This window comes from Flavicella marina, assembly GCF_009193215.1.
In the GTDB taxonomy this organism is placed as follows: Bacteria; Bacteroidota; Bacteroidia; order Flavobacteriales; family Flavobacteriaceae; genus Flavicella; species Flavicella marina.
The window spans coordinates 72962-85594 of record NZ_VYVA01000004.1 but is presented as its reverse complement, the minus strand read 5'-3'; the positions used below and the strand labels follow the sequence as shown (position 1 = coordinate 85594).

General features: G+C 33.5%; 10 protein-coding genes. 6 read left to right on the top strand and 4 right to left on the bottom strand.

Annotation, left to right across the window (positions count from 1 at the left end):
• The first annotated feature begins 28 nt into the window (after positions 1-28).
• Positions 29-1204, top strand: a complete 1176-nt coding sequence (locus F6P99_RS09435; protein ID WP_152287234.1) for a GlmU family protein — start codon at positions 29-31, stop codon at positions 1202-1204.
• A gap of 46 nt (positions 1205-1250) precedes the next feature.
• On the opposite strand, the gene F6P99_RS09430 is transcribed toward F6P99_RS09435, so the two are convergent.
• Positions 1251-1661 (bottom strand): DUF1573 domain-containing protein, encoded by a 411-nt coding sequence (locus F6P99_RS09430; RefSeq protein WP_152287233.1) that lies wholly within the window; start codon positions 1659-1661, stop codon positions 1251-1253.
• Positions 1662-1824: 163 nt separating this feature from the next.
• On the opposite strand from F6P99_RS09430, the gene F6P99_RS09425 reads away from it, so the two are divergent.
• The 5 genes from F6P99_RS09425 to F6P99_RS09405 all read left to right on the top strand — a co-directional run bounded on the left by F6P99_RS09425 (position 1825) and on the right by F6P99_RS09405 (position 8415).
• Positions 1825-4452, top strand: a complete 2628-nt coding sequence (locus tag F6P99_RS09425; protein WP_152287232.1) for a valine--tRNA ligase — start codon at positions 1825-1827, stop codon at positions 4450-4452.
• Positions 4453-4567: 115 nt separating this feature from the next.
• Positions 4568-5722 (top strand): class I SAM-dependent methyltransferase, encoded by a 1155-nt coding sequence (locus F6P99_RS09420; protein ID WP_152287231.1) that lies wholly within the window; start codon positions 4568-4570, stop codon positions 5720-5722.
• 17 nt (positions 5723-5739) lie between these two features.
• Positions 5740-6192 carry a tRNA (cytidine(34)-2'-O)-methyltransferase gene (locus tag F6P99_RS09415; protein WP_152287230.1) on the top strand — a complete coding sequence of 151 codons (453 nt, stop codon included), beginning with the start codon at positions 5740-5742 and terminating at the stop codon, positions 6190-6192.
• A 96-nt stretch (positions 6193-6288) separates the two neighbouring features.
• Entirely contained in the window at positions 6289-7908 is a 1620-nt protein-coding gene (locus F6P99_RS09410; RefSeq protein ID WP_152287229.1) for an ABC-F family ATP-binding cassette domain-containing protein, read from the top strand.
• 156 nt (positions 7909-8064) lie between these two features.
• The gene (locus tag F6P99_RS09405; protein WP_152287228.1) at positions 8065-8415 is read left to right on the top strand and encodes a hypothetical protein; all 351 of its coding nucleotides are present in this window, start codon (positions 8065-8067) and stop codon (positions 8413-8415) included.
• A 70-nt stretch (positions 8416-8485) separates the two neighbouring features.
• On the opposite strand, the gene F6P99_RS09400 is transcribed toward F6P99_RS09405, so the two are convergent.
• From F6P99_RS09400 to F6P99_RS09390, 3 genes are all read right to left on the bottom strand, one after another.
• Positions 8486-9757, bottom strand: coding sequence for an adenylosuccinate synthase (locus F6P99_RS09400; protein WP_152287227.1), 1272 nt, complete (start codon positions 9755-9757; stop codon positions 8486-8488).
• A gap of 29 nt (positions 9758-9786) precedes the next feature.
• Complete coding sequence (locus F6P99_RS09395; protein WP_152287226.1) at positions 9787-10224, bottom strand: Fur family transcriptional regulator; 438 nt, start codon at positions 10222-10224, stop codon at positions 9787-9789.
• A gap of 187 nt (positions 10225-10411) precedes the next feature.
• Positions 10412-12625 (bottom strand): RelA/SpoT family protein, encoded by a 2214-nt coding sequence (locus F6P99_RS09390; RefSeq protein ID WP_152287225.1) that lies wholly within the window; start codon positions 12623-12625, stop codon positions 10412-10414.
• Between the last annotated feature and the right edge of the window lie 8 nt (positions 12626-12633).

Here is a 12633-nt window from a genome sequence, read left to right as displayed (position 1 = left end):
AGAATATATTTGTAGAAAGTGAAAAATTATGAACTACATACTTTACGACGGTGCTTTTCGTGAGAATCTATTACCTTTTACCTATACACGTCCTGTTGCTGAAATACGAATAGGAATTCTTACTATTAGAGAAAAATGGGAAAAAATGTTAGGATGTACCGTTACTTATTTAACAGAGGAATATTTGGAAGATAAGTTTCCGATGGTGGAATTCGAAGAAAATGTATTTATTGATGCTTCCATTATACCAACAGAAAAACTCGCTGAAGATGTATCATTTTTAGAAAGAAATCAAGCGATTGTATACCAATGTGAAGTTATTTCTTTTTTTGCCACTCAAGAGCAAGAAGAAGTCGAATTTGATTCTTATGAAATGATTGAATATAAATCTGACTTGATACGACTCACATCATTATCAGAGATTTTTTCTAATAATTACAAAGCCATAGCAAGTGATTTTGACTTATTGACGAATGAACGAACATCGTCAAAAATTTCAAGTTCAAATACAATTATCGGCAATGTCGAAAATCTTTTTGTTGAAGAAGGTGTAAGTATGGAGTGTGTAAGCTTAAATGTTACAGATGGACCTATTTATATAGGCAAAGGTGCTGTTTTAATGGAAGGTAGTCATATTCGAGGTCCTTTTTCAATTGGTGAAAGCGCTGTCCTAAAAATGGGAGCAAAAATTTATGGAGGCACAACGGTTGGACCAAATTGTACGGTTGGTGGTGAAGTAAAAAATGTTGTCTTTTTCGGAAATTCTAACAAAGGACACGATGGATATCTTGGAAACTCAGTGGTAGGTGAGTGGTGTAATTTTGGAGCAGATACCAACTGTTCGAATATGAAAAATAACCATAGCGAGATTAAATTGTGGAGTTATTCTGAAAAGGAATTTGTCAATTCAGGTTTGCAATTTTGTGGTCTGTTTTTAGGTGATTATTCTAAATTAGGGATCAACACCATGATCAATACAGGTACAGTGATCGGAGTATCATCAAATATTTTTGGTTCAGGGTTTCCAGAAAAATTTATTCCTTCGTTTTCGTGGAGTGGATTTGAAAAAAAATCAATCTATCATTTAGATAAAGCGATAGAAGATGCGTCAAAAATGAAACAACTTAAAAAAGAGGCTTTTACAGATATTGATAAGGAGATACTCACAACAGTTTTTGAAATTTCGAATGAATACAGAACATAAAAAAAGCACTCAATTTGAGTGCTTTTCTATATATTTTTATTCGTAACTATTCTTTCGGTTGTAGTACTTCACCCTTTATTCGTACCACTTTTTTTGATTCGGTGGCATTAGAAGTGATTGTTACAGATTTTGAAAACCTTCCGATTCTTTTGGTGTCGTATTTCACACGAATAGTACCTGTTTCTCCTGGCATAATTGGTTCTTTATCATAGGTTGGCACGGTACAACCACAACTTCCTTTTGTAGCAGAAATAATCAAAGGACTACCTCCAACATTGGTAAATGTAAATTCACGTGCTCCGTCAGCACCTTTTTCAATTTTTCCGTAGTCAATAACTTCTTCATTAAATTTAAACGCTGGTGCATTGGCATCAAAATTTTCTACAGGTTTTGCTGTTTGTGCATTCATAGAAAATAGCCCAATAAAAAATACAGCAAAGAATATCGATTTTTTCATAAGATTTTGTTTTATCTGAAACAAAAATAAACATAATTGCGAGCCTACAAAATATAGGTTTGTTAACTTTTTAGTTAAAAGAGATAATTGTACTTTTGCAAACACTTAAAAAGTACTGTTACTTTTTAATAGAAATAGATAATTAATTACAACTCATTTTACAATGATCCCAAATAAATACAACCCAGAAAACGTAGAAGACAAATGGTATAGCTATTGGATGGAGCATGGATATTTTCATTCAACACCAAACGAAAAAGAAGCCTATACGATAGTCATCCCTCCACCAAACGTTACTGGAGTTTTACATATGGGACATATGTTAAATAATACCATACAAGACGTATTAATTCGTCGTGCTCGTTTGAAAGGATACAATGCTTGTTGGGTACCTGGTACCGATCATGCATCTATTGCAACCGAAGCTAAAGTTGTAGCAAAATTAAAAGAGGAGGGGATCAACAAAGACGATCTTACTCGTGATGAATTCTTAACGCATGCTTGGGAGTGGACAGATAAACATGGTGGTATTATTCTAGAACAGCTAAAAAAATTAGGAGCATCGTGTGATTGGGAGCGTACAGCGTTTACTATGGATGATGATTTAAGTGAAGCTGTTTCAAAAGTTTTTGTTGACTTGTTTGAAAAAGGGTTGATTTACCGTGGCTATAGAATGGTAAATTGGGATCCTGAAGCAAAAACTACCTTGTCTGATGAAGAAGTAGAGTTTGTTGAAAAACAAGGAAATTTATATTATATCAATTATCAGATAGAAGGTTCTGATGAAAAAATTACTGTTGCGACTACGCGACCTGAAACTTTATTAGGAGACACTGCAATATGTATCAATCCTACAGACGAACGTTTTATTCATTTGAAAGGAAAGAAGGTAATTGTGCCTATCGCGAATCGCGTAATTCCAATAATTGAAGATGAATATGTAGATGTTGAATTCGGTACAGGGTGTTTAAAAATTACACCTGCGCACGATCAAAACGATAAGACAATCGGTGAAAAGCACAATCTAGAGGTGATTGATGTTTTAAACGATGATGGAACTTTAAATGCTTTAGGTTTGCATTATGAAGGTAAAGATCGTTTTGTAGCCAGAAAGGAAATTGCAAAAGAATTAGAAGCATCAGGGGCTTTAGTGAAAACTGAAAAGCACATGCATAAAGTTGGTGTCTCTGAAAGAACAAAAGCAGTTATCGAACCAAAAATTTCTGTGCAGTGGTTCTTAAAAATGGAAGAAATCGTAAAACCTGCTTTGGATGCTGTTTTAAAAGACGAAGACATCAAATTCTATCCAAAGCACTATAACAACACATACAAGTATTGGTTAGAAAATATTCGTGATTGGAATATTTCTCGTCAATTATGGTGGGGTCATCAGATTCCTGCATTTTTCTATGGTGAAGGACTAGAGGATTACGTTGTAGCACAAACCAAAGAAGAAGCTTTAGAAAAAGCAAAAGTGGTTACAGGAAATACAAAATTATCAATTGATGATTTAAAGCAAGATCCGGACGCATTGGATACTTGGTTCTCATCTTGGTTGTGGCCAATATCTTTATTTGATGGAATAAGAAATCCAGATAATGAAGAATTTAAGTATTATTATCCAACAAACGATTTGGTAACTGGACCAGATATTATTTTCTTTTGGGTAGCTCGTATGATATTTGCAGGATATGAATTTGCTGATGCGAAACCATTTAGCAATGTGTATTTTACTGGAATTGTAAGAGACAAGCAACGTAGAAAAATGTCGAAATCCTTAGGGAATTCCCCAGACCCTATCGAGTTGATGAAAAAATATGGTGCTGATGGTGTTCGTACAGGGTTGTTGCTAAGTGCAGCTGCTGGAAACGACTTGTTATTCGATGAAGAATTATGTGAACAAGGAAGAAACTTCTCTAGTAAAATATGGAATGCTTTTAGATTGGTGAACGGTTGGGAAGTTTCAGAAGCTATCGAACAACCAGAATCATCTAAAACAGCCATTGCTTGGTATACAGCTAAATTCCAAAAGGCATTGGTAAGTATCGAAAAATCTTTTGAAGAATATAGAATTTCAGAAGCTTTGATGACTATTTACAAGTTGATATACGACGATTTTTCTTCTTGGTTCTTAGAGATGATTAAGCCGGGTTATCAGCAACCGATAGACGCTTTAACACAAAAAGCAGCAATCCAATGTTTGGAAGATAATTTAAAGTTGTTACATCCATTTATGCCATTCTTAACTGAAGAGATTTGGCAACATATAGAAACAAGAACTCCTGAAGAAGCGTTAATTATATCAGAGTACCCTGAGTTAGTTTCTTTTGATGAAAAAATTATAGCTGATTTTGAATTTGCTTCTGAAGTAATTTCAGGAATTAGAAAAATAAGAAAAGATAAAAACATCAGTTTTAAAGATGAGATTGCGCTTTCTGTTTTAGATAACGAAAATGCTAGTGATACATTTAATGCTGTGATTGAGAAGTTGGGTAATACAACTAAAATCGAAAAAGTAGCTGCAGCAGTAGAAGGAGCATTGAGCTTTAGAATTAAGTCTAACGAGTATTTTATTCCGGTTTCAGGAGCAATTAATGTTGAAGAAGAAATCGCAAAAATCAATGAGGAATTAAAATATACTGAAGGCTTTTTAAAATCTGTTCAGAAAAAATTAAGCAACGAGCGTTTCGTAAATAATGCACCTGAACAGGTAATTGCAAATGAGCGCAAAAAAGAAGCAGATGCTTTAGCGAAAATAGAAACCTTAAAAGCGAGTTTGGCTACGTTGTAAATTTGGTCTGAGCTATTTGGTACACTGAGCTTTTCGAAGAGAAATGCTTAATAATTGTACACTATGACTGGCTTCGGATTCAAAATGACAGAAATAAAAAGATAAAAACAAAATCATGGATACATTTAATACATTTTCTGAAGTAGTACAAACAAGTATTGCTGCAGATGATTTTGTGAAAATCACGTTGAGCAAACCACTTCGTAAAAACGATGGTTTGCGAAATATTTATGTTCGTTTGGTACTGATTCAAGACGAGTTAAAACTATCGTTTACGTATCACTATAAAACAAATGATCAGGTAAAAAACTATTCAATTATTGAAGGAGTTTCATTATTACAAGAGTATTTAACTACTACGTTTAGAGCCGCTGTTGTATTTACATTGCGTGAAGATTTACAAGTATTTGTTTCTAAAAAGAAAGTAGTTAGCTATAAAAGAGTTTCTCCGAGTTTTACCAATAAACCTCCAATTACTCATGACAAACCTAAAGAAAAAAGGGCTGATATGGGAGCGTATTTGCGCTATTTAGGTGTCACAGATTCAGAAAATCAAGTGATTCCGAAAATGGCCGATAAATACCGTCAAATCAATAAGTATTTGGAAATTATGGAAGGTTTGATAGCAAATGCGAAACTTCCAAAACAAATTCAGATTGTTGACATGGGGTCTGGTAAAGGTTATTTAACTTTTGCTTTGTACGATTATTTAGTTGTGCAACGAAAGATGAATGTTACCGTTACTGGAATTGAATTGCGAAAAGAATTGGTCGATTATTGTAACGATGTAGCTCAAAAATGTGAATTTGAAAACTTGAATTTTGAGTGCAAACCAATTCAAGAATACGAAAACAAAAAGATTGATATTTTAATTGCTTTGCATGCTTGTGATACAGCAACTGATGACGCTATTACAAAAGGAATTGTAGCAAAAGCCGGTTTGATCGTTTGTGCACCTTGTTGCCATAAACAGATTCGTCAACAATTGAAAGGTAAAGAGCAAGAAAACCCTATTTTAAAATATGGGATTTTTAAAGAGCGCCAGTTTGAAATGGTGACTGATACGATTCGTGCGCTGATATTGGAAAAGAGACATTACCAAACAAAAATTTTTGAATTCGTGTCGAACGAGCATACTCGTAAAAATGTAATGTTAGTAGCCACCAAATCAACAAAAGACATTGATGAAAAATCATTGAATCAAAAAATTTCTGAAATAAAAGATACGTATGGTATTGAAGAGCATTATTTAGAAACACAAATAAAATAATAATTCGTGTGGAAAAAATGAACTTTAATATTGTTTTAGTAAATCCCCAAATACCAAATAACACGGGTAATATAGGTCGTTTATGCGTTGGGAGTTTGAGTAAATTACATTTGGTAAAGCCGCTTGGTTTTGAAATTACTGATAGTAGAGTAAAGCGTGCTGGTTTGGATTATTGGGGTGATTTAGAGTTGTCATATCATGATTCAATTAATGCTTTGATACATACAATACAAGATGTGTCACGTGTCTTTTTCTTTACAACAAGAGCAGAAAAAACTTTTTATGATATTGAATATCAAGAAGGGGACTGGTTAGTGTTTGGTAGAGAAGCTGATGGTCTGCCACAAGAAATTGTTGATGCTTATAAAGCACAGTGTGTAAAAATACCTTTTCCTGGTACGGTAAGAAGTTTTAATTTGGCCAATGCTGTTGCCATGGCTTTAGGCGAAGGATTAAGACAGTTGCGTTAGTCTATCATTCATTTTATTTAGCTAGAACAATTCCCTTATTTTTAAGGGTAATTCACTCATTTTAATTACTTTTGCAAAAAATAAAAAAATCATACAATGCTTTCAGTATCAAACTTATCTGTTCAGTTCGGAAAACGTGTTTTATTTGATGAAGTAAACACAAAATTTGTTCAAGGAAACTGTTACGGAATTATCGGTGCCAATGGTGCAGGAAAATCTACATTTCTTAAAATATTAACAGGGCAAATGGAGCCAACATCTGGACAAGTTTCTTTAGAAAAAGGAAAGAGAATGTCTGTTTTGTCTCAAGATCACTTTGCTTTCGATGAGTTTCCTGTGTTAGAAACTGTGATGATGGGAAACAAAGATATGTTCGCCATAAAGAAAGAAATTGATGATTTGTATGCAAACTATACCGATGAGAACGCTGATAAAATTGGTGAATTGCAAGTAAAGTTTGAAGAAATGGGAGGTTGGACTGCTGAAAGTGATGCAGCGACCTTATTATCTTCTCTTGGGATTAAAGATGACGCTCATTATACCTTAATGGGTGATTTAGATGGAAAGCAAAAAGTACGTGTATTGATTGCACAAGCTTTATTTGGAAATCCAGATGTGTTGATCATGGATGAGCCTACCAATGATTTGGATTTTGAAACGATTGGATGGTTAGAAAACTTTTTAGCAAATTATGAAAATACTGTGATTGTCGTTTCACATGACCGTCACTTTTTAGATGCTGTTTGTACGCATATTTCAGATATTGATTTTGGAAAAGTAAATCAGTATTCTGGGAATTATACTTTCTGGTATGAGTCAAGTCAGTTAGCTGCAAAACAAAGAGCTCAGCAAAACAAAAAAGCTGAAGACAAGAAAAAAGAATTGGAAGAGTTTATCCGTCGTTTTTCTGCAAACGTTGCCAAGTCGAAACAAGCAACAAGTAGAAAAAAGATGATCGAGAAATTAAATGTAGAAGATATCAAACCTTCGAGTAGAAGGTATCCTGCAATTATTTTTGAAAGAGAACGTGAAGCTGGAGATCAAATTTTAAATGTTGAGAACTTGTCGAAAGAACTTGATGGAGAAGTATTGTTTAAAGACATTAACATCAATTTAACAAAAGGAGATAAGGTTGCAATTATTTCTAAAAGTTCTAAAGCAGTTACTTCTTTTTATCAAATCTTGAACGGGAAGATGGACGCTGATTCTGGATCTTTTGATTTTGGAGTTACAACTACTCAATCATATTTGCCACTTGAAAATTCTGAGTTTTTTGAAAATGCAGAATTAGATTTGGTTGATTGGTTACGTCAATATGCGAAGACCGAAGAAGAAAGAGAAGCAGTGCATCTAAGAGGTTTCTTGGGGAAAATGATTTTTAGTGGTGAAGAAGCTTTAAAGAAATGTAATGTGTTGTCAGGTGGAGAAAAAGTACGTTGTATGTTGTCACGAATGATGATGGTTAGAGCAAATGTTTTAATGTTAGACGAACCAACAAACCATTTAGATCTTGAATCGATTCAAGCACTGAATAATTCGTTGACCAATTTTAAAGGAACAGTTTTGTTCTCTACGCATGATCATGAGTTTGCACAAACGGTTGCCAATAGAATTATTGAAATTACACCGAAAGGAGTTATTGATAAATATGCTACGTTTGACGAATATTTATCAGATCCAAAGGTAAAAGAACAAAGGAAAAAACTATATAGCTAGAAGGTTATATTGTTACTATAGAAAAACACCTTTCAAAGGTGTTTTTTTTGTTTTGTACTGAAAGTTACATTTAACAAACTGAAACCAACATAAGTCTGTGTTGTATTGTGTAATTTTAGTTTATATTTAAATCAATAATAACAAAATTAATTACACATGAAGAAATTACTAAGTATCGTAGCAATACTATTTTTTGCATTCTCAGTTTCAGCACAAAAAACACCGAAATGGATTGATAAAAAAGCAACTGATGTTTCTCAGGATATGAAACAGTTTTTGGAGTTAGATGACGCTCAAACGAAAATCATGTACGATCAAGAGGTTAAGAAACAGATGGCTATTTATGAAGCGAAACAGGCAAATGGAGGAAAAAAGGTGAGCAATGAAGTCTTTAAAGAAATATGCGCTCCGTTTGTAGAAGCTCAAACAGAAGTTGCAGGAGGGAAGAAGAACATGAACAAATATTGGGCTCATGTTAAAGAGGAAAGAGCGAAAGCTAAAAAATAAAAACATTTTAAAAAGTAAAAGCCCAATCTAATTTAGATTGGGCTTATTTTATTTGTAGTAAAAAGAATTTTTATCTAACGATTGTCTGTTTTCTATCTGGTCCAACAGATACAATACTGATTTTTATTTGAGTTTCCTTTTCTATAAAAGCAATGTATTCTGACAATTCTTTAGGGAATTCAGCTTCAGATGTGATTTCTGTAATATCTTCTTTCCATCCCGGGAATTCAGTATAAATTGGTTTTACATTTTCTGGCTCGATATTATAAGGGAAATGCTCAATTACCTCTCCTTTGTATTCGTAGGCTGTACAAACTTTTAATGTTTCGAATCCAGATAAAACATCACCTTTCATCATGTTTAACTGTGTTACACCATTTACTTGACAAGCGTATTTTAAGGCTACTAAATCTAACCATCCACATCTTCTAGCTCTACCTGTTGTAGCTCCAAATTCGTGTCCAACTTTAGCCATTCTAGCTCCGTCTTCATCAAACAATTCTGTTGGGAATGGTCCAGAACCTACTCTCGTTGTATAAGCTTTAAAAATTCCATACACTTCTCCGATTGAGTTAGGAGCAATTCCTAATCCAGTACAAGCACCGGCAGCAGTTGTATTTGAAGATGTAACAAATGGATACGTACCAAAATCAACATCTAACAAAGAACCTTGAGCTCCTTCTGCTAAAATTGTTTTTTTAGCTTTGATTGCTTGGTGTAAATATTCTTCACTGTCGATAAAAGTCATTTCTTTCAATCGTGCTACCGCTGTGAAAAACTCTTCTTTCAATTCGTCTAGGTTGTAGTCTAAATCAATGTCGAAGAAATCTAACATTTTAAGGTGTTTTTGCGTCAAGATATCGAATATTTCTTTCCAGTTATCAAGTTCTAAATCACCAACACGCATACCATTACGTCCTGTTTTGTCCATGTATGTTGGTCCAATTCCTTTTAAAGTAGAACCAATTTTCGCTTTTCCTTTTGAGGCTTCAGAAGCTGCATCCAACAAACGGTGCGTAGGTAAAATTAAATGTGCTTTTCTTGAAATTAAGATCTTAGCATTTAAATCTAAGTTGAATTTATCTAGGTTTTCTAATTCTTTTTTAAAGATAACAGGGTCAATAACCACTCCGTTTCCGATAATATTTAAAGCATCATCGTGAAAAATACCTGATGGAATTGTATGCAATACATGTTTGTGTCCATCAAAAATTAATGTGTGTCCTGCGTTAGGTCCTCCTTGGAAACGAGAAATTAAATTGTAATTTTTTGTAAGTACGTCTACAATCTTTCCTTTCCCTTCATCTCCCCATTGTAAGCCTAATAATAAATCTACAGCCATTATCTAAAAATTAATTTGTTTTGTGTGTGTTATTGTTTCTTTTTACCATAAAAATAAAGTGAGTGATCTTCTATTTCGATGTTAAAAAACTCTTCAATAGATTTTTTGATATTCTGGATTCTAGGATCACAAAACTCAATCACTTCTCCTGTATCTAAAATTACATGGTCGTGTTGTTTGTTAAAAAAACTTTTTTCGTAGTGAGCTTGGTTTTGTCCAAACTGATGTTTTCTTACCAATCCACTGCTCAACAACAATTCAATTGTATTGTAAAGTGTAGCACGACTCACTCTATAATTTTTGTTTTTCATACTGATATATAAAGATTCTATATCAAAATGATCTTCTAAATCATAGATTTCTTGTAGAATTGCAAACCTTTCAGGTGTTTTTCTGTGGTTGTGTTTTTCTAAAAACTTAACAAAAACAGCCTTAACAGTCTCTTGATTTGTATTAGTAGCTTCCATGGTAAACTATTTTAAAATAGCAAAACGCAAATTTAACTTTATTTTTCATTTAGACGAGCTGAAATTACATTTTATTTCTTTTAATTATCGAAATAAATTCAACAGTAAAATTGATGTTTTGTAAAGCAAAAAATAAAGTCATCACAAATGTTCATATTTTAATGATGACTTTGTAGTTTTTTTAAGTTTAATCTACGCGCTGTACTCGTTTGATACCGTCTATCTTCAGAATATTATCGATCAACTTTTTCAGTTGAGTTTTGTTTTTTACATCAATGGTTATCTTCCCTTGAAAAACGGTCCCTCTAGTTACGGAATTAATGTTATAAATGTTCATATTGGCATTACCAGCTATGATGCGCGTAATGTTATTTAAAATACCCAATTTGTCTTCACCACTGATTTTTAAGGTAACTTTAAAGTTACGTTTTGATGAGTCAATCCATTTTGCGAACAATACGCGATATGCGTAGTTAGACTGCATACTAATGGCATTTGGACAATCGTGTTTGTGTACCTTAATTCCATCATTAATTGTTAAGAATCCGAATACCTTATCACCAGCAATTGGGTTACAGCATTTCGATAATTTGTACTCTAAGCGTTCTTCATCTTTACCAAACACAAGTAAATCATAATTACTTGATAGTTCATCGGTATCTTCATGAGTTTTTTTGCTCTTGCTTCTTTGAATTTTATTTTTGAAGAAATTGTAAATAGAATTACTTCGTTGATTTGCAAAGTTTTTAAGCTCGGAGTTTTCAATAGTTCCAATTCCCACTCTATAAAACAAGTCGAAACTAGTTTTGAGCTTGAAAAAACGAACCAAATCATTGGTCGTGTTTTCGTTAAATGGAATTTTAAGTTGCTTTAACTTTCTACCAAGTAATACTTTACCTTCTTCTGCGATTCCTTTTTCTTCTTCTTTTAAAGCCGCTCTAATTCTAGCACGTGCTCTAGCAGTAACTACAAATTCTAACCATCGGTTGTTTGGCTTTTTTACATTTGAAGTGAGCACTTCTACTTGATCTCCACTACCTAATATGGTATCTAGCGGGGCAAGTTTCCCGTTGACTTTTGCTCCTCTACATTTCAAACCAATATCGGTATGGATGGCAAAAGCAAAATCTAAGGCAGAAGCCCCTTTGGGTAATGTTTTTAAATCTCCATTTGGGGTAAAAACAAAAATTTCTTCTGAGTATAGATTTAGTTTAAAGTCTTCAACAAAATCGATAGCATTTGCACTTCGATTTTCTAACGAATCTTTCAATCTGTCTAGCCAAGTCTCTAATCCTTTTTCGTTTTGGGTACCTTGTTTGTATTTGAAATGAGCTGCATATCCTTTTTCAGCAATCTCATCCATTCTATCAGAACGAATTTGTACTTCAACCCAATTTCCACCTGGACCCATTACGGTAATGTGTAAGGATTCGTACCCTGTTGTTTTAGGATTTGTAATCCAATCTCTTAATCGAAGAGGGTTAGGGTTGTATTGTTCAGTAACAATTGAGTAAATTTTCCAAGCATCAAATTTCTCATTGTTAATATCAGATTTATAAATAATACGAATAGCGAATTTGTCGTACACCTCATCAAAGGTTACGTTTTGCGCATTCATTTTTCTTCGAATCGAATAAATTGACTTTGTTCGTCCTTTAATTTTGTATTTAAAACCTTCACTATTTAATTTCTCTTTTATGTTATCAGAGAATCTATTAATATAGGCTTCTTGCTCTTCTTTGTTAGCGTTTAATTTGTGTTTGATGTCTTCAAAAACTTCAGGCTCAGTATATTTTAATCCAAGGTCTTCTAATTCTGTTTTTATATTATACAGCCCTAATCTATGTGCAAGAGGTGCGTAGATATACAACGTTTCAGAAGCAATTTTAACTTGCTTGTAACCAGGCATTGATTCCATGGTTTGCATGTTATGAAGTCTATCTGCAATTTTTATGAGTATCACACGAACATCATCATGTAAGGTGAGCAACATTTTTCTAAAATTCTCGGCTTGTATCGAAGCATCTTGTTCTTTGTTAAGCCTAGAAATTTTTGTAAGCCCACTTACTATTTTTGCAATTGTTTCACCAAACAATTGCTCCATATCATTTACTGTGTAGGGGGTATCCTCAACGACATCATGTAGCAAAGCAGCAGCAATGGATTCTGCATTTAATCCGATTTCATAAGCTACTATTTTAGCCACAGCAATTGGATGGTAAATATAAGGCTCACCTGATTTTCTACGCTGATCGCTATGTGCCTCTAGAGCCAAATCAAAAGCTTTACGAATTAAGGCTTTGTCACTTTCTGATAAAGTTTGGTACGTTCCTTTTAGTAAATCTTTATATCGATTGGCAATTTCTTTATTTTCTTCTTCTACAGTAACATTGTATGTCATAAACGAAA

What these genes read in the sequence shown, in the direction of transcription:
- F6P99_RS09435 (WP_152287234.1), top strand. Translation starts at nt 29, where the DNA reads ATGAACTACATACTTTACGACGGTGCTTTTCGTGAGAATCTATTACCT.
- F6P99_RS09430 (WP_152287233.1), bottom strand. Translation starts at nt 1,661, where the DNA reads ATGAAAAAATCGATATTCTTTGCTGTATTTTTTATTGGGCTATTTTCT.
- F6P99_RS09425 (WP_152287232.1), top strand. Translation starts at nt 1,825, where the DNA reads ATGATCCCAAATAAATACAACCCAGAAAACGTAGAAGACAAATGGTAT.
- F6P99_RS09420 (WP_152287231.1), top strand. Translation starts at nt 4,568, where the DNA reads ATGGATACATTTAATACATTTTCTGAAGTAGTACAAACAAGTATTGCT.
- F6P99_RS09415 (WP_152287230.1), top strand. Translation starts at nt 5,740, where the DNA reads ATGAACTTTAATATTGTTTTAGTAAATCCCCAAATACCAAATAACACG.
- F6P99_RS09410 (WP_152287229.1), top strand. Translation starts at nt 6,289, where the DNA reads ATGCTTTCAGTATCAAACTTATCTGTTCAGTTCGGAAAACGTGTTTTA.
- F6P99_RS09405 (WP_152287228.1), top strand. Translation starts at nt 8,065, where the DNA reads ATGAAGAAATTACTAAGTATCGTAGCAATACTATTTTTTGCATTCTCA.
- F6P99_RS09400 (WP_152287227.1), bottom strand. Translation starts at nt 9,757, where the DNA reads ATGGCTGTAGATTTATTATTAGGCTTACAATGGGGAGATGAAGGGAAA.
- F6P99_RS09395 (WP_152287226.1), bottom strand. Translation starts at nt 10,224, where the DNA reads ATGGAAGCTACTAATACAAATCAAGAGACTGTTAAGGCTGTTTTTGTT.
- F6P99_RS09390 (WP_152287225.1), bottom strand. Translation starts at nt 12,625, where the DNA reads ATGACATACAATGTTACTGTAGAAGAAGAAAATAAAGAAATTGCCAAT.